18 protein-coding genes and 1 tRNA gene are annotated in these 16313 nt (G+C 68.7%); 10 read left to right on the top strand and 9 right to left on the bottom strand.

The window, feature by feature from the left end; all coding sequences use genetic code 11:
- Window positions 1-56 precede the first annotated feature (56 nt).
- On the top strand, window positions 57-974 hold the full coding sequence (locus LTA6_RS07285) for a helix-turn-helix domain-containing protein (RefSeq protein ID WP_407359060.1): 918 nt from the start codon (window positions 57-59) through the stop codon (window positions 972-974).
- A gap of 33 nt (window positions 975-1007) precedes the next feature.
- Here LTA6_RS07285 and LTA6_RS07280 read toward each other — a convergent pair whose 3' ends face one another.
- Complete coding sequence (locus LTA6_RS07280) at window positions 1008-2198, bottom strand: MFS transporter (protein WP_341976969.1); 1191 nt, start codon at window positions 2196-2198, stop codon at window positions 1008-1010.
- A 115-nt stretch (window positions 2199-2313) separates the two neighbouring features.
- Between LTA6_RS07280 and LTA6_RS07275 the strand changes: the two genes are divergently transcribed.
- Window positions 2314-3411, top strand: coding sequence for a hypothetical protein (locus tag LTA6_RS07275; RefSeq protein WP_407359059.1), 1098 nt, complete (start codon window positions 2314-2316; stop codon window positions 3409-3411).
- A gap of 179 nt (window positions 3412-3590) precedes the next feature.
- The gene (locus tag LTA6_RS07270) at window positions 3591-4442 is read left to right on the top strand and encodes an RIO1 family regulatory kinase/ATPase (RefSeq protein ID WP_341976966.1); all 852 of its coding nucleotides are present in this window, start codon (window positions 3591-3593) and stop codon (window positions 4440-4442) included.
- Window positions 4443-4596: 154 nt separating this feature from the next.
- Here the strand turns inward: LTA6_RS07270 and LTA6_RS07265 are convergent, their stop codons facing one another.
- Complete coding sequence (locus tag LTA6_RS07265; RefSeq protein ID WP_407359058.1) at window positions 4597-5235, bottom strand: TOPRIM nucleotidyl transferase/hydrolase domain-containing protein; 639 nt, start codon at window positions 5233-5235, stop codon at window positions 4597-4599.
- An 88-nt stretch (window positions 5236-5323) separates the two neighbouring features.
- Between LTA6_RS07265 and LTA6_RS07260 the strand changes: the two genes are divergently transcribed.
- The gene (locus tag LTA6_RS07260) at window positions 5324-6721 is read left to right on the top strand and encodes an MFS transporter (RefSeq protein ID WP_407359057.1); all 1398 of its coding nucleotides are present in this window, start codon (window positions 5324-5326) and stop codon (window positions 6719-6721) included.
- A gap of 150 nt (window positions 6722-6871) precedes the next feature.
- On the opposite strand, the gene LTA6_RS07255 is transcribed toward LTA6_RS07260, so the two are convergent.
- Window positions 6872-7411 carry a MarR family transcriptional regulator gene (locus tag LTA6_RS07255; RefSeq protein ID WP_341976960.1) on the bottom strand — a complete coding sequence of 180 codons (540 nt, stop codon included), beginning with the start codon at window positions 7409-7411 and terminating at the stop codon, window positions 6872-6874.
- Between the two features lie 118 nt (window positions 7412-7529).
- On the opposite strand from LTA6_RS07255, the gene LTA6_RS07250 reads away from it, so the two are divergent.
- Window positions 7530-8204: a hypothetical protein gene (locus tag LTA6_RS07250; RefSeq protein WP_341976959.1), complete on the top strand. Its 675-nt coding sequence runs from the start codon at window positions 7530-7532 to the stop codon at window positions 8202-8204.
- Between the two features lie 7 nt (window positions 8205-8211).
- On the opposite strand, the gene LTA6_RS07245 is transcribed toward LTA6_RS07250, so the two are convergent.
- The 3 genes from LTA6_RS07245 to dcd are packed head-to-tail and all read right to left on the bottom strand — an operon-like array spanning window position 8212 to window position 10383.
- The gene (locus LTA6_RS07245) at window positions 8212-8700 is read right to left on the bottom strand and encodes a GNAT family N-acetyltransferase (RefSeq protein ID WP_341976957.1); all 489 of its coding nucleotides are present in this window, start codon (window positions 8698-8700) and stop codon (window positions 8212-8214) included.
- Between the two features lie 14 nt (window positions 8701-8714).
- Entirely contained in the window at window positions 8715-9776 is a 1062-nt protein-coding gene (locus tag LTA6_RS07240; RefSeq protein WP_407359056.1) for a hypothetical protein, read from the bottom strand.
- Between the two features lies 1 nt (window position 9777).
- A complete protein-coding gene (dcd, locus tag LTA6_RS07235) occupies window positions 9778-10383 on the bottom strand; it encodes a dCTP deaminase (protein ID WP_341976954.1) in 606 nt (201 codons plus the stop codon).
- Window positions 10384-10477: 94 nt separating this feature from the next.
- Here dcd and LTA6_RS07230 point away from each other — a divergent pair.
- Window positions 10478-10551, top strand: a tRNA-Gly gene (locus tag LTA6_RS07230).
- 26 nt (window positions 10552-10577) lie between these two features.
- Here the strand turns inward: LTA6_RS07230 and LTA6_RS07225 are convergent.
- Both LTA6_RS07225 and LTA6_RS07220 read right to left on the bottom strand, forming a co-directional pair.
- On the bottom strand, window positions 10578-11276 hold the full coding sequence (locus LTA6_RS07225; RefSeq protein WP_407359055.1) for a response regulator: 699 nt from the start codon (window positions 11274-11276) through the stop codon (window positions 10578-10580).
- Entirely contained in the window at window positions 11273-12448 is a 1176-nt protein-coding gene (locus LTA6_RS07220) for a histidine kinase (RefSeq protein WP_363549634.1), read from the bottom strand. Before LTA6_RS07220 ends, LTA6_RS07225 begins: the two co-directional genes overlap by 4 nt.
- 158 nt (window positions 12449-12606) lie before the next feature.
- Here LTA6_RS07220 and LTA6_RS07215 point away from each other — a divergent pair, with 158 nt between their 5' ends.
- Both LTA6_RS07215 and LTA6_RS07210 read left to right on the top strand, forming a co-directional pair.
- Window positions 12607-13296 (top strand): hypothetical protein, encoded by a 690-nt coding sequence (locus LTA6_RS07215; protein ID WP_363549636.1) that lies wholly within the window; start codon window positions 12607-12609, stop codon window positions 13294-13296.
- Window positions 13289-14095, top strand: a complete 807-nt coding sequence (locus LTA6_RS07210) for an SDR family NAD(P)-dependent oxidoreductase (protein WP_407359054.1) — start codon at window positions 13289-13291, stop codon at window positions 14093-14095. Before LTA6_RS07215 ends, LTA6_RS07210 begins: the two co-directional genes overlap by 8 nt.
- Window positions 14096-14114: 19 nt before the next feature.
- On the opposite strand, the gene LTA6_RS07205 is transcribed toward LTA6_RS07210, so the two are convergent.
- Window positions 14115-14636 carry a helix-turn-helix domain-containing protein gene (locus LTA6_RS07205; RefSeq protein WP_407359053.1) on the bottom strand — a complete coding sequence of 174 codons (522 nt, stop codon included), beginning with the start codon at window positions 14634-14636 and terminating at the stop codon, window positions 14115-14117.
- 76 nt (window positions 14637-14712) lie between these two features.
- Here LTA6_RS07205 and LTA6_RS07200 point away from each other — a divergent pair, with 76 nt between their 5' ends.
- Both LTA6_RS07200 and LTA6_RS07195 read left to right on the top strand, forming a co-directional pair.
- The gene (locus LTA6_RS07200) at window positions 14713-15477 is read left to right on the top strand and encodes an ABC transporter ATP-binding protein (protein ID WP_407359052.1); all 765 of its coding nucleotides are present in this window, start codon (window positions 14713-14715) and stop codon (window positions 15475-15477) included.
- On the top strand, window positions 15474-16274 hold the full coding sequence (locus LTA6_RS07195) for an ABC transporter permease (RefSeq protein ID WP_341976940.1): 801 nt from the start codon (window positions 15474-15476) through the stop codon (window positions 16272-16274). The genes LTA6_RS07200 and LTA6_RS07195 overlap by 4 nt, the downstream gene beginning before the upstream one ends.
- Window positions 16275-16313 lie beyond the last annotated feature (39 nt).

Genomic DNA, 16313 nt, shown 5'->3' with positions numbered 1-16313 from the left:
GAGCTATGCGTCAGCTCGGGCGGAATAACCTGCCGTCCGCCGACGTTCCTCACGTCATGGCGACAGTCGACTCGGATGCCCTCTCCCAGGTGCTCGGCTCCGTCGACCTCAGCGTCGGCGTGGCTCGCCGCGTGAGCCTGTCCACCGGCTCGCTCCTGCCGCTCGCGCCCGGGGCAGCCACTCTGATCTACGTCGCGGCCGGCAGCGTGCACGGGCATCCGCCCCTGAGCACCGGGTGCCATCTCGATGTCGACCGCGCATCGCAGCACGTCGCCGTCGACCTGCGGGGCGACCGCGAGCACCTCGTCGCCGGTGACGCGTTCCTGACCCTGGGCGAACGGCCCTTCGCGCTGGAAGCCGACGCCGATGCGGCCCTGATGATCGTCGACCTCGAGCTCTCGGACGCCATGGCGCAGTTGGGCTCCGTGCTGCCGCAGAACATCACCGTGACCGGGTTCGATGCTCTCGAGCCCGCCGCCGCGGCCCTCGCCGAGAACATGGGCCAGGTCGATGCCGGCGCGTGTCCGGTGCGCCAAGGCGACCCCGTCATCTGCCGGATGATGGCGACGACCGTGCTGCTCTCGGTGATCCGCGCATGGGCGGAGAACGGATGCGCTCCCGAGGGCTGGCCCTCCCTGTCAAAGGATCCGTTCCTCGACCGCGTCGTCGACGCGATCCACGACGAACCGGGTCGGGACTGGACCGTCGAACGCCTCGCGAGCGTCGGGGCCATGTCTCGCTCGGTGTTCGCCGAGCGCTTCCGCAGCGCCCTCGGTCGCTCCCCGGCGGACTACGTCACCGAGGTGCGTGTCGACGCTGCGAAGCGGATGCTCGACGCCGGCCACCCCGTCTCGACGATCTCGCGCGACCTCGGTTACGCCTCGGATGAGGGCTTCAGCCGCGCCTTCCGCCGTCGCACCGGGCTGACGCCCTCCGCCTGGCGGATGGCGCACCGCACCGCCGTTCCGGCGTAGCGGCAAGGGCCCGCGGCATCCGCCCCGCGCCCCTCAGGCCCGGATCCGGTTCGACAGCCCGAACAGCACCGCACCGACCATGAGCGCTGCTGCACCGGCGATGTACACGAGCTCCACACCGAGAGTGTCGACGAGCAGCCCGCCGACGCCGGCGGCGACCATGATCGCTCCCTGGAAGCCGACCACCACGAGGCTGCCTCCGGCCTCGAGCCGGTCCGGCATCCGGTGTCCCACCCAGGTGTTCACGACGATGAGCCACGAGGCGAAGAAGAAGCCCCAGACGGTCACGACGATCCCGAGCCCGACCACCGTTCCGGAGAGCAGAATCATCGCTGCGACGGCCACCGCGATGACCACCGGCGCGAGCACCGCGAAGAACTCGAAGGAACGGTCGATCACGATGCCGATGATGATGTTGCCCACGAGTCCGCCGGCGCCGAAGAGCGCCAGCAGCACCACGATCGTGGAGGCATCGACGTCGGGAATGCGCTCCAGCGCGAGGCGCACGTAGGTGTAGGCGAGGAAGTGGCCGAGCACGACGAGGACGTGGCCGATGAGGCCGAGACCGACGCCCGGCCGGCGCACGGTGTCGACGAGCAGGCGGATGCTGGACGCCTGAGCGGCCGGCACCGAGGGCAGAAGCGTGCGCAGGCCGATGGCCAGCAGCCCGGTCGCGACGCCGGCAACCGCGAAGACCACGCGCCAGTCGGCGAGCTCTGACAGCATCACACCGAGCGGGACGCCGGCGACGGTTGCCAGTGACGCACCGGCCGAGGTGAACATGACCGCTCGGCCGAGGCGCTCGGGACCGGCGATCCGGACCGCGACCGTGATCGACATCGACCAGAAGGCGCTGATCGCCGCACCCAGCAGGAATCGCGCGAGCAGCACGATCAGCAGGCTCGGCGCGATGGCGACGATGAGATTGGAGACAGCCGCGGCGAGCGCCATCCAGACGAGCAGCGAACGGCGATCCAGCCGCGGGAACATCAGTCCGACCGTCGGCGCGACGATGAAGCCGACGAGCGCGGTGACCGTCACCGTCTGGCCCGCCTGTCCTGGCGTGACGCCGAGGGCTTCCGCCATCTCGGTGAGCATGCCGTTGGGGAGGAACTCGGCGGTCACCAGTAGGAAGCTCATCAGCATGACGACGATGAGCCCGCCGTAGCGGATTCTCTCCGCACGGGAGGCGGGGGCGGTGGGAACAGGAGCGGTGATCGTCATGGTTCCACGTTCGCACTGAACGGATGCCTCCACCCGACCGGTCGTCCACCGCATCCGACCATTCGTCCGGCGCCGCCTTCAGGAGGCTCGCAGGCGGGGCCGCAAGAGTGAGCGGGTGCGCATGACGGGGCGGAGGCGACGGATGCTGCGCCTCGCCGCGCTCGCGACCGCCGGCCTCGTCCTCTCGGCGTGCGCTCCCCAGGTCGGGGACGATGACTGGACGCTGGAGCCGATCGGCTTCCACAACCAGATGACCGGACGCCCTGGCGACACGTTCTTCGGCGACACCCCGTTCGCGAACGAGCCTCGGATCGACGTCGCCTTCGGCATGTCGATGCTCGCGGCAGACGGCACCGGCGGATTCTGGGCGATGTCGGCCGGCTCGTGGCTGCACCTCGGAGCTGATGGCGAGAAGCTGGCACGCTTCAACACCGAGTTCGACGATCCGCTCACGCGCATCAAGGCGATCTCGGCGCTCTCCTCCACCGAGCTCGCGGTGGTCCGCGACGACGGGCACCCGGTGCTGGCCGTGCTCGACACCACGACAATGACGATGCGCGACCTGCCCGGCGAGCCGCCCACCGAGTTCCCCGACTTCGGCGACTTCGTCTTCGGCGATGTGGCCGTGCACGACGGCGGCGCGATCGTGGTGCGCTACCAGCCCCGGCCACCCGCGTACATGGACTACGAGGTGCTCCGCATCGACCTGGACGACGGCGAGCGCGAGCTGCTGTACGGCCGGCCGCTCGCGCTGTCGGAAGCGGATGCCGCACCTCCCGCCGTTCCTCCGATCGACGTCGATGTCGACGCTTCGGGGCGCATCTATCTCGCGACCCCCACGGCCCGGATCGTGCTCGACCCGGACGGCACCGAGCGAATCGTCGAACGGCAGGACGCCGATCTCGCCCGGGTCGCCGTCCGTCCGGACGGAGTGGCCCTGTGGTGGGGCGGCGCCCCGGGCCCACCCGCCGCGAACGGAGTGATCGTGGGCGGTTCGGGCGAGGCGCGCGCCTCGATCGAGCTCCGCGAAGGATGCGCCGAGCCCCCTCTGTACCGCGCAGATGCCCTGCGGATGACGGACGGGATGGCGGAGCATCCGCTGCCCTTCCTCTGCGGCGCGAACGCAGCAGTCTGGACCGGGTCGTCGTGGGTGGTGGCGATCGGCGGCGAGGGTGACGGCGTGCTCGTGCGACTGACACCGCCGGCAGACTGACTCTGGACACCCGACCTCGTCAGGGCCTAGGCTCGACGACGCACCGGGATGAGCCCGGAAGGCCAGAGCGAGAGGAGCCGAGGACATGAACACCGTCTTTGTCGCGCCCCTCGCCGACATCCTTCCCTGAGGCCGCCCGCTCCTGTTCCGCGGTGTGGCCCTTCTCCTGGAGCCACCCCTTGTCAGAACTCTTCGCGTCTTTCGACGCATCCCCTTTCGAAACCACCCTCGCCTTCGCCGACGTCGAACCCGGCGAGGGCCAACGCTGGACCACCTGGCCGGCGGTCACCCCGTCCGAGCGCGGACCGGAGCCGCGCCCGTCATGGGTCGTGACGTCGGCCGGCGCACTCGACACCGAGCTCGGCATCCTCAAGACGGGCAAGGAAGCGGATGTCTTCCTGCTCGAGCGCGCGGTGCCGGATGACCCCACCCAGCGCACCCTGCTGGCGGCGAAGCGGTACCGGAGCAGCGACCATTCGAGCTTTCACCGCTCGGCCGTCTACACGGAGGGCCGCAGCACCCGCAACACCCGCGACACCCGAGCGCTCGCGAAGAAGTCGAGTCACGGCCGTGAGGTCGCAGCCGGCGCCTGGTCGTTCGCCGAGTTCGAGGCGCTGTGCCGGATGTGGGAGCTCGGCGCGCCGGTGCCCTACCCGGTGCAGGTCAGCGGCACCGAGGTGCTGATGGAGTTCCTCGGCGATACGACCGGCACCGCCGCTCCGCGCCTCGCACAGGTGCGGAGCGACCGCGCCGAGCTCGCGGATTTCTTCGTGCAGATCGTCGACCTCATGCGGATCTTCGCCGCCGCCGGCTTCGCCCACGGCGACCTGTCGGCGTACAACCTTCTCGTGCACGAGGGCCGAGTGCGGGTCATCGATCTGCCGCAGATCGTCGACATCATCGCGAATCCGCAGGGACTCGACCTGTTGCACCGCGACTGCGTGAACGTCTGCGACTGGTTCACCCGCCGCCGCGTGGAGTGCGATGCCGAGGAGCTGTTCGCCGAACTGCTCGCAGCGTCGTACACGTGAGGCCTCGGCATCCACCCTTTCCCCACCGCTCCCGTCGCGAAATAGCTCGGTATTCGGCTGCCATACCGGGCTGTTTCTGCGACGGGAACGAAGGATGCACGCTCCGCGACCCGTTTCACGGGCTCGTCCGGCGCCGAGAACGCAGGAACTGCTCTCATTCCCGTCGGTTGAGAGCAGTTGGCGCGTTCTCGACGGATTCCGGATGCTGCAGCACCGCATCGAGCAGGGCGACCAGGGGCGGCGGCATCCGCTCGACCGGTAGCGCATCGACGATGTCGGCCGCGAACCGTGCCTTGCGCCCCGCGGCCGTACCGGCGAAGCGATGCAACTGCGCCTGGATCGTGCGGGCGCGCTGCGCCGGCTGATCCTGGAAGACACGAAATCGCGCAAGCTCGCCACGCTCGGCGAGGGTGTCCAGCACGAGGTCCGACCCTGCGGCCGCGATCACCTCATCCTCGAGGTCGCGCTCACAGCCGAAGAAGCCTGCGGCATCCGGCTCGCCGCCCTCCTCGAGGATCCCCGAGTCGACGAGGACACCGACCACGTATCGCCGCTCAGCGGTGTCGTAGAGACCGAGCACTCGTGTCGAACCGGACTCCCCTGCCGAACCGGCGGCAGGGCGCATCTCGGCGAGTCGGCGACGAAGGTTCGTGATGCCGCCCATGTTGACGAGGCTGACCGCCTTCGGATCGATCACCGCGTCGAACCGGCGCCCGAGCGCCTCGAAGGCGAGCAGGTCGCTCTCTCCTTCGAACAGCACGACCGTGTGCGACGCGGCATCCGTCTTCGGCATGCGTCGACACTACTTGAGCCCGATGCCGGCCGGATTGCGCGCGGCGCGCCGTCACCGGCCGTTCACCGGGCAGCGCCAGACTTCGATCATGAGCGACGATGCGATGATCCCGAAGCCGCAGGCACCCGCGAACAGCGGAGCCGTCGGCGTGATCGGGCTGGACCTGCGCGGCGAGACACCGGCGCCGAAGAAGCAGGTCTACTCCTGGGCTCTGTGGGACTGGGCGACGCAGCCGTTCAACACCGTCATCCTCACGTTCATCTTCACTGCGCTCTACCTCGTCACCGATGCGTTCCTGCCGGCCGACATCGCGGCGCTCGACAAGAACGACCCGGTGAAGGAAGCAGCGATCGCCGAACTCACCTCGGGCCTGGGGCTCGGGTCGACCATCGCCGCTTTCGCGATCCTGCTCGTCGCTCCGGTGCTCGGCCAGCGGGCGGATGCCGCCGGGCGGCAGAAGCTCTGGCTCGGCATCGGCACCGGGGCCCTCGTGCTGTGCATGTTCGGCCTGTGGTTCGTCGAACCTGTGCCGAGCCTGTTCTGGGTGGGCGTTGCCCTGATCTCGGCAGGATCGGTGTTCGGTGAGATCGCAGCGGTGAACTCGAACGCCATGCTGATCGGCATCGCCAACCCGAAGACCGTGGGACGCATCTCGGGCCTCGGCTGGGGCTTCGGCTACCTCGGCGGCATCGTCGCGCTCGTGATCGTCGTCGTGCTCGACGCCGTCGACTGGCTCGGGATGTCCACCGACAACGGCCTGCCGTTCCGGCTCATCGCCGTCGGTTGCGCGGTGTGGGCGATCGTGTTCAGCATCCCGATCTTCCTGAATGTGCCGGAGCCGTCGCTCGGGCGCCCCGACCGGAAGGTGGGATTCTTCGCGTCGTACCGGCTGCTCGTGCGCGATGTGGTCGGCCTGTACCGCGACCCCGAGACGCGGCCGACCTTCTGGTTCCTGCTGTCGAGCGCCGTCTTCCGCGACGGCCTGGGCGGTGTGTTCGCGTTCGGCGCGGTCATCGCCGGCACCGTGTTCGGGTTCGAGTTCCAGCAGCTGGTGATCTTCGGCATCGCCGCCAACCTCATCGCCGGCGTCTCGACGATCATCGCCGGCCGGTTCGACGACCGGTTCGGGCCGAAGCCCATCATTCTGGTGTCGCTCGCGTCGATGGTCGTGGCCGGGCTCGCCGTGTTCTTCCTGGTGGATGCCGGCACCACGGTGTTCTGGATCGGCGGCCTGATCCTGTGCGCCTTCGTGGGCCCCGCGCAGGCGGCGTCTCGCTCCTTCCTCGCCCGAGTGACTCCGGCCGGACGCGAGGGCGAGATCTTCGGCCTCTACGCGACGACAGGCCGGGCCGCGAGCTGGATGGCGTCGGGAGCCTGGACGGTGCTGATCGCCCTCACCCACCAGACCTCGTTCGGCATCCTCGGCATCGTGATCGTGCTCCTGGCCGGATTCCTCCTGCTGCTCCCGGTCAAGGCGGCCCGCTGAGTCGGACCTCCGGCCGTCCGGCGGCGCCAGGTGGTACATCCGTCGGTCGAAAAGTACGAATGTCGGTCGAAACGGCCGATTCTGGCCGACATCCGTGATTCTGAGCCGACAGGTGTACCGGCCTCGGCGTACCGGGGCGCCGCTCCGACTTCAGTCCCAGTTGTCGGCGAGCTTGCCGAGAAGGCGGGCGAGGTCGCGCTGCTCGTCGTCGGTGAACGCCGCGAGCGCGCGACCGAGCAGTTCGCGCCGTTCTCCCCGCATCCCTCTCGCGAGCTTGCGCCCCTCATCGGTGAGCGCGATGCGCGTTCGACGGGCGTCGTCGGGGTCGGCCTCGCGACGCACGTAGCCGAGTTCGACGCCCTGCTGCACGAGGCGTGAGGCACGCGGCTGATCGACACCGATCGCCTCTCCCAGCGCGCTGACGCTGAGCGGGGTGGATGCGGCGGCGAGCGCCTCCAGCATCCGCAGCCGCGCGGGCGCGCCGAGTCGTCCCGGCCCCTCGGCCATCCACGGCGGCATCCCCGGGTGCCCATGCCGGCCGAACTTCTCGCCGCGCGGACCGTCATGCCCGTGCGGGCCACCATGCCAGCCGTGCGGACCACCGTGGCCGCGCCCCTGCGGGCGGCGTCCGCGCAGACGAGACAACGCCTGGGCGATTGCTTCAGCGGGGTCGATCTCTTCGGAACTCACCCTCTGACTTTACATGCGACTTGACATGCATTCACATCGCATGTCACACTACATATACATGCATGGTGACAACCACATGCACATTGACATTCACTATCGAGATCAAAGGATTTCACCCATGAACACCACCGACACACACAACCCCGACCACACGTCCCGTCCCTTCGGCTACTGGCTGAAGGCCGCTGACCGGCTCATGGCCGCCGAGTTCATCACTGCTTTCGAGTCCGAGGGCATCACCCGGCGCGACTGGCGGATGCTGAACATCATCGACGGCACGGTTCCGTCGCGGCGCCCCGTGAACGAGCACAAGCTGCACCGACTCGTGGAGCGCGAGTGGGTCGTCGCCGACGGCGACGGCTGGACACTCACCGATGACGGCCGCGCGGCCAAGGAGCGCCTCGGCGCGACCGTCGACGAGATCCGCGCCCGCGTCTCGAATGCCGTCTCCCCAGAGGACATGGCGATCACCCTCGCCTCGCTCGAGAAGATCGCCAAGGCCTTCGGCTGGGACGAGGAGACAGAGATTCCTCGCGGTCGCGGTCGCGGCCGCCGGTTCGCATTCGGTCCTCGCGGTTTCGGACGGCACGGCTTCGGCCCGCACGGCTTCGACCCTCGCGGGTTCGGACCCCACGGCCACGGCCACTGCGACCAGGCCTCCGAGGGCGGCCATGGCCACGGCCACGGCCACGGCGACCGTCGCCGCCACGGGCGGCCCCCGTTCGCGCACGTCGCGCAGGGGGCCTACGAGCGGGGCTTCGACGCCGGCTTCACCCGCGGGCGCGACGCCTGACGGACACTCATGAATCCAGGGGGACGGATGCTGCGGCATCCGTCCCCCTGGTGTTTCCACCGACGGATACCGGTACGACCGCGCTCATGAAGACATCGATGGGGTCTTCCGCGTCGACGACGAAGCCGTGCCGTTCGTAGAGCCGACGCGCCGGGCTCCCGGCGAGAACATTGAGGCGAACGCACTGCCCGGCGTTCTCCGCCAGCACGGCCGCGAGAATCGCAGCCCCGATCCCGCGCCCCTGCAGTTCGGGTCGGAGGTAGAAGTGCTCCAGCCAGACGCTGTCGCCGTCGGGGCGCATCGAGATCGAGCCGGCGTCCGTGCCGTCCACGACGATCACGCGCGTCCGCGCAGGAACGAAAGCGTCGATGAACCGCTGCCGGACTCGGGCCGCGTCGTAGCGCCCCAGCCTCTGCAGGTCATCCAGGAGGACGACAGCACGGAGCTCAGCGATCCACCCGGCATCCGCAGCTGCACTCGGCCGCAGGCTCCACATGCCTCGAGCCCCGCTCAGATCGGCAGCGAATAGTAGAACTGTCGGACGGCCTCATCGTCGGGACCTTCGACGAACAGCACCCAGGGCTGTGACTCGTCACCGGTGACGGACCACAGGATGCTCAGTGATCCGGCCCCGAGATAGTCGTTCCGGATTCCCTTGCCCTCGAAGACCTCGTCAGTGACGTCGGCTTCGCCGCGCTCGCCGGCGAGCGTCGCGTACGCCGCATCGGCTCCCGCATCGTTGTCGAAACCCCAGACGGTGAAGCTGATCGTGCCGACCGACGACTCGTACTTCGCTCCAGCTGTCTCCGAGGCCGGGACCACGGCGACGTCGGCGGTCTCCCATGCGTCGGAGAGCTGCCAGGTGACCGCACCATCAGCACCGGTCACGCTCTCACCGACCACGGACGAGACCTCGACGCAGAGCTCGCCGCACTGCTCTGAAACCGGCTGTGCGACGGGTACGGGTTCGGCGGCCGTGGTCTCGACGGGGCGTGCAGCGCTCGGCTCCGCCGTCGACGATTCGATCGCCGAGGGCTCCTGGGCCGCGAACTCCCAGGGAGCGTTGTTGAAGAGATAGACGAGCGCGATGACCGCGCCGATGAGCAGCACGACGAGCCCCGTGAAGATGCCGATCGTCCAGCCGCGGTAGCTGTTGGGAGCCGCCGTCCCCGGCACGAGGTACGGATTCGCGTCGGTGTAGCCGCTCGAGACGGCTTCAGTCGGGGAGTCCGCGATGGCCTCGTGGGTCACCGGCGCAGGAGCGGGCGGGGCCGGCGGTGCCGCGGGTGCGGGTGGTACGACTCGCTCCGGCAGAGCCGATGCGGGGAGCACCGGCTCCGGGATGATCGGATCCGGGACGACCGTCTCCGCGCCCGGAGCAGACGTTGCGCTGCCGAACGTCGGCGGAGCCGGCACCTCGAAGTCGGGCACGACCGAATTCGGGTCGGCGAGGTCCGGCTCGACCACGGGCGGGTTCGCGGCCGTCAGAGCCGGCTCGCCCACCGGCATCGGAGGTGCGGCGGCAGCATCCGGATTCGAGTCCTGCGGAGCATCCGTACTGTCGCCGCTCATGTCAGCCTCCGAGGGAGCCGACATCGGTGGTGCCGACGTCGGTGCGGTGGAAATTCTGGAAGGAGCGGGATGCCGTCGGCCCGCGCTGCCCCTGGTAGCGGTTGCCGTAGGGGCCGGAACCGTAGGGGTTCTCAGACGGCGACGTGAGGCGGAAGAAGCAGAGCTGACCGATCTTCATCCCTGGCCACAGCTTGATCGGCAGCGTCGCGACGTTCGCCAGTTCGAGCGTGACATGCCCCGTGAAGCCCGGGTCGATGAATCCGGCCGTGGAGTGCGTGATGAGGCCGAGACGGCCGAGTGACGACTTGCCCTCGAGGCGCGCGGCGATGTCATCCGACAGCGTCACCTGCTCGAATGTCGCGCCGAGCGCGAACTCCCCCGGGTGCAGGATGAACGGCTCGTCCGGATCGACCTCGATCAGCCGCGTGAGTTCGGGCTGATCCTCGGAAGGATCGATGAACGGGTACTTGTGGTTGTCGAACAGGCGGAAGTAGCGGTCCAGGCGCACGTCGATGCTCGACGGCTGGATCATCTCCGGCTCGTGCGGGTCCAGGCCGATGCGGCCTGATGCGAGTTCTGCCCTGATGTCGCGGTCGCTGAGAAGCACGGCCCCAGCCTACGGGCAGATGGCGCCCGGCGCTTTTGCCATCCGCGACGCGGCAGGTAGGCTTGCCTTCACCTGATCCCTCGGGACCGGGTCCGGGACTGTAGTTCAATGGCAGAACTTCTGCTTCCCAAGCAGATAGCGCGGGTTCGATTCCCGTCAGTCCCTCCACGAGATGTTTCCTGTCGCAGCGACCGTCAGCTGGGCCGGTCGAAGGCCCCGGCCGACGGCGCATCACCGGCGGAGCCGGGAACGATCAGTCCCATCTCGTACGCGCTGATGGCCGCCTGGGCCCGATCGCGCAGATGGAGCTTGGTCAGCACGTTGCTCACGTGCGTCTTGACCGTGTGCTCGCTCACCACGAGCTCTGCGGCCATCTCCGCGTTCGAGAGGGCGCGGCCGAGCAGGACGAGGATCTCCAGCTCTCGCGCGGTCAGCACGTCTCGGTACCGCACGGGGATATCGGGAAGAGGCCGCCCCTGCACCACCGCTTCGATGAGGCGCCTGGTCACCGAGGGCGCGATCAGCGCGTCACCGGCGGCGACCACTCGTACGGCATGCACGAGGTCGTCGCGGCGCAGATCCTTGAGCAGGTAGCCGCTGGCTCCGGAGCGGAGGGCGTCGAAGACGTAGTCGTCCTGGTCGAAGGTGGTCAGCATGATGACCCGGGTCGGCGTGGCGGCGCAGATGGCCTTCGTCGCCGCGATGCCGTCGAGCTGCGGCATCCGGATGTCCATCAGCATCACATCGGGCCGGTGCACGTGGGCGGCCGCGATCGCCTGCAACCCGTCGCTCGCTTCTCCGACGACGTCGATGTCCGGCTGGGCGTCGAGGATCATGACGAAGCCCGTCCTGACCAGCTCCTGATCATCGGCTACGACCACCCGGATGCTCATGGGGTGGGAATCCTGGCTACGACCTCGAACCCGTTCGCACCCACTCGCGGACCGAACCGCGCCGATCCGCCGCACGCCGCCGCTCGTTCCCGGATGCCGATCAGTCCAGCCCCGCTGCCGATGTCCTCTCCAGGCACGGCGGCATGGGCGCCATCATCGACGACCGAGATCCTGAGCTCGGCATCCTCCCATCGCAGCCCGACCACGACGCTCTCGGCGTCGGCGTGCTTGATCACGTTGGTGAGCGCCTCCTGGACGATTCGGTACACCGCCACCTCGACGTCGGGCGGCAGGGCACGTGGGGTGCCGCTCGACTGGAGGGTCCCGTGCAGGCCGACGCCGGCGACGAGGTCGGGGAGCCGGGCGAGGGTCGGTTGCGGCGCGCGGGCGAGGTCCGGCTCGGCGAGCAGTCCCAGTGTTCTTCGCAACTGCGTCATCGCGTCGCGGCCTGCCTCTGCGATCGCGTCGAAGATGGCTTCGGTGCGCCCGGCGACAGCGGCCCCGGCCGCCGCGCCGGCTTCCGCCTGCACGACCATCAGGCTGACTGCGTGGGCGAGGATGTCGTGCATATCCCTGGCGATCCTGGCGCGCTCCCGCTCGGCCGCGCGCTCCGTCTCCACCGCACGCTCGCGCGCCACCCGCGCCGCCCGTTCCTCGAGCATCGTCGTGTTCTCCCGGTGCAGCTCCGCGCTTCGGCCCAGCGCGTAGGCGGCTCCCCACAGGATCGCCTCCCGGATCCCGACCGCCAGCGATCCGAACACGCCGCCGATGACCGTGATGCCGACCGCCGCCAGGATGAGGGTGATCCGTCGCTGGCGCTGCGGCGCCCGATCCGCCACCGCATACATCAGCGTGAGCGCGCCGTACCAGATCGGCTGCTCCGGCCCCTCGCTTCCGACGACGGCGTAGACGCCGATCCCCGCCGCGGAGATCAGCAGACACACGATCGGTGCGTAGCGTCGACCGAGGACAGGAAGCGAGACGAGCAGGACCGGGAGGAACTCAGCGGCGGTCCACGGGCGGCCGTCGCTGCGGGTAGTGGCCAGGAACGGCGTGACCTGCCCGGCCAGAGCCAGCACCGTGAGCGCCGCGTCGACACCGGCGGGGGGAAGCGTACGCAGGCGCGCAGACCACCCGTGCAACGCACGTCGTATCGCTGAACCGTCGGACATCGACTCCTCCTCGGATCGCGCCTGCGACCGACGCTACTCCCGTGGCGACCTGCCGTCCTCACTCGTGCGAGGGAGGGAGGAGATCGGTCGCACCGGCGATCCGCTCTCCCCTCGGAACGAGCACTGTGGGCGGTGTCCCATCCAGCGGAGGAGTCGTCATGTCATCGAATCACCTGTCCACAACGTCATCATCGCCTCGCCAGGAACCGTCCCGTGCGACACGGGCGGCTGCCCTGGTCACCGGGCCCGCCCTGCTCCTCGTCGGCGTGGTGCTCATGATCCTCCCGGGGTTCTGGACGCTGTCCCACCTGGTCTTCCTCGCCGGCAGTCTCGCGATGCTGTTGACCGGCCTCGCGCTGATCGGTCTGTGTGCCGACAGGCGTTCGGCCTGGCCCGGCCGGACAGCACTCGCACTGACCGCGGCGGGCGCGTTGGCGCTGGCCGGCCAGTTCGTCATCGACTTCGTCGTCATCCGCCTCGGTGACGGTGATGCCGAGGCTGTCGATCGCCTGTTCGATCGGATCCAGAGTGCTGCGCCGCTGGATCTGATCTTCTACACCGTCGGCCCCGCGCTGCTGTTCACAGGACTCGCGGTCTTCGGCATCCTCCTGGTCCTTCGCCCGCGCCTGCAGCGGGTGCCGGGATGGATGCTCGTGGCCGGCGCCTCACTCATGGGTGTGGCCAGGGTCGTCGAGTCCCGGCCGACGGAGGTCGTTGCGCTCGCAATCATCCTCATCGGGCTCGCGCTGACCGCGCGAGCAGCAGGTGGCCGAGACGGATCGTACGACGTGACGATCGACCGGCCCACGAACTCGAACACCACTGCAGGAAGGAACGCACATGAATGATCGACTGCTCACCGACAGGACCGCCGTGATCTACGGAGGTGGTGCCATCGGCGGCGCCACCGCACGGGTGTTCGCCCGAGAGGGTGCGAGGGTGTTCATCGCCGGACGGACGCCGGCGCGTCTCGACGCCCTCGCGAGCGCCATCGCAGCCGAAGGCGGAACGGTTGTGACCGCGCAGTTGGACGTGCACGATCAGCGCGCGGTCGAGCGGCATGCCGAGCAGGTCGCATCGACCGCAGGGGGCATCGACATCGCCATGAATGCGGTGAGCATCCCGCACGATCAGGGCACGGTCTTGGCAGATCTCTCGGTGGAAGCGTTCATGGAGCCGATCGACGGCTTCCTGCGGGCGCTGTTCATCACCAGCAAGGCTGTCGCGCCGTTCATGGGTCGTGAACGCCCAGGCGTCATCCTCACGCTTTCCGAGCCGGGCGCCAAGCTCGCGGCGCCCGGAATCCTCGGGCACGGCGTCAGCGCAGCAGGCAAGGAGGCGTTCTCGCGGCTGCTCGCAGCTGAGCTGGCGCCGAGCAACATCCGGGTCGTGGACATCCGTCCGCACGCGATCGTCGATGCTCCGGCCGCGGGCTCCTACACTCGTGAGCTCTTCCACCAGTTCGCCGAGGCGAGCGGGACGTCAGTCCAGGGATTCCTCGCGGACGCGCTCGCGCAGGGAACCCTCCTGAAGCGTCTCCCCACTCTCGCGGAGGTCGCGGAGATGGCGGTCTTCCTAGCGTCGGATCGAGCGAGTTCGGTGACCGGAACCGTGATCAACCTCTCCGCCGGCGCGCTTGTCGATTGACGACGCGTGTCAGCTCCATTCAGGGCAACAGGATCGTGGCGAGCGTCACGGCTCGAGCACCCTTCCTGTCGGCATCGGCGTAGGGCGCGAGCAGTTCCCCGAGGCGCATCTGCAACTCGGCGAGGTCGTCCGTGGTGACGTGGAGCTGAGTCATCCCGAAGCCGAGATAATCTCGCGCCTGCGCCTCGCCTGATGCCAGCGAAGCGTAGAAGCGCTCAGCCACCTGCCCCAAGTAGGTGAGGAAAGCGTGGCGCAACTGCTCAGCACCCATCGCCTGCAGTTCGTCGCGGTCCACATGCGCCATCCGCTCTCCGAGCGCGAGTGTCCGCTCGACCGCGCCGCGGATCTTCCTTTCGCCGACCACCGCGACGATGCCGGCATCGACCAGCGCGGCCACATGACGGTAAAGGGTTGCCGTCGCGACGTCGGGGAGTGCCTCGCGCAGCGCGGTCGTCGTGACTTCGTGCGTCCCGATGTGCTGGATGATCCGCATCCGCAGGGGGTGCATGATCACGTCGGCGATCGGTGTCGTCTTGCGCATCGGCTCTCGTTTCATTATTCTCATGATGAGAACATTCGCATTGTTCTCATGTCTGAAGACTAACCGAGGAGGCAACATGGCCACTATCCCCGTCGAGGCGAAAGCCGTGCGGATCGAAGTCCGCGGGATCTCGAAGGCGTTCGCCGGGGTCACCGCAGTGGACGACATCACGTTCACAGCCGAGCCGGGTCGGGTCACCGGATTCCTCGGCCCGAACGGCGCCGGCAAATCGACAACCCTGCGCATCCTGCTCGGACTCACCCGCCCGGATGGCGGAGCCGCCCTCATCGGCGGGGTCCGCTACCGCGATCTGCCCGCACCGGCGCGGACGGTCGGCGCCGTCCTCGACATCGCGGGAGCGCACCCCGCGATGACGGCCAGAGCACATCTCAGCGTGAGCGCAGCCCTCGCCGGCGTCCGCGATCGTCGCATCGAAGAGGTGGCGGAGACAGCAGGCATCACCGAGTTCCTCGATCGTCGTATTCGCGGTTTCTCGACGGGCATGCGGCAACGACTCGCAATCGCGAACGCCCTGATCGGCGATCCGAAGGTGCTGGTCCTCGATGAACCGTCGAACGGCCTCGACCCCGCGGGAATCGCCTGGCTGCGATCCTTCCTCCGTGATTTCGCCACCCGTGGAGGCACCGTCGTGCTCTCGAGTCATGTGCTGTCCGAGCTGGAGCAGTGCATCGACGACCTCGCGCTCATCGACCGCGGCCGCATCACGTGGGCGGGATCCCTCCCCGAATTCATCGCAGAGGGCGGAACTCTCGAAGAAGCCTTCCTGCGCGCCACTCAGAACCTCGAACCCGTCGCCCCCACGCTGGAGCACACGTCATGATCCCCTTCGTCCGCGGAGAGTTCCGCCGGCTGTTCGCCACACGTCTCGTCTGGTGGTCTCTGCTCACCGCCGCCCTGTGCGGTGGGCTCCTGCCCGGACTCATCGCCGTCATCGGACCCGAGAACGCCAACCCTCCGCTACCAGGACTCGACACGGGCGCGGGCGTCGAGATGCTGCTCAGCCTCACCTCCGTCCTCCTGTTCGTTCCTGCCCTGATCGGCACGGTCGCGATCACCTCGGAGTATCGGCATCGCACCGTCGGCACGACCTTCCTCCTCGCGCCTCGCCGCGTCGGTGTCGTGCTCGCCAAGCTGGTGGTCTACGCGCTGTTCGGTCTGGCCTACGGCATGATCGCATCCGCTTCCGCGGCGGCGGCAGTCGCCGGTGGCGCCGCACTCCACGGCGAGACGCTCGGAATGCCATGGAGCGAGCTCGTCCCGCTCCTCGTCCGACTCGCTCTCGCGGCGGCGATCTACATGATCATCGGCGTCGCGATCGGTGCCCTCGCCCGCCACCAGCTGATCGCGATCGGCGTGACTCTGGGATACTTCTACGTGCTCGAGTACGTGCTGATGCTCATCCCAGGAGTGAACACGGTCTACCCCTTCCTCCCAGGCGGCGCGACGGCCGCGCTCACCGATTTCACGTTCCTCCGCGACGCCCTCTCGGCGGAGCTCCCGGCCGCGGCGCCGCCCGCAGGCCTCACGCCTCTGGGCGGGGGCATCGTGCTCCTGGCCTACGCCGCCGTCGCCATCGTCGTTGCCATCGCCGCTCCCCTGCGGCGCGACCTTCGCTGAAGCCAACCGCCCATTCCGCCGTCGTACTCCAGTACGACG

This window comes from Microbacterium sp. LTA6 (assembly GCF_045690355.1).
In the GTDB taxonomy this organism is placed as follows: domain Bacteria; phylum Actinomycetota; class Actinomycetes; order Actinomycetales; family Microbacteriaceae; genus Microbacterium.
The sequence above is the reverse complement of the archived record's forward strand: the minus strand, read 5'-3'. Positions and strand labels throughout refer to the sequence as shown.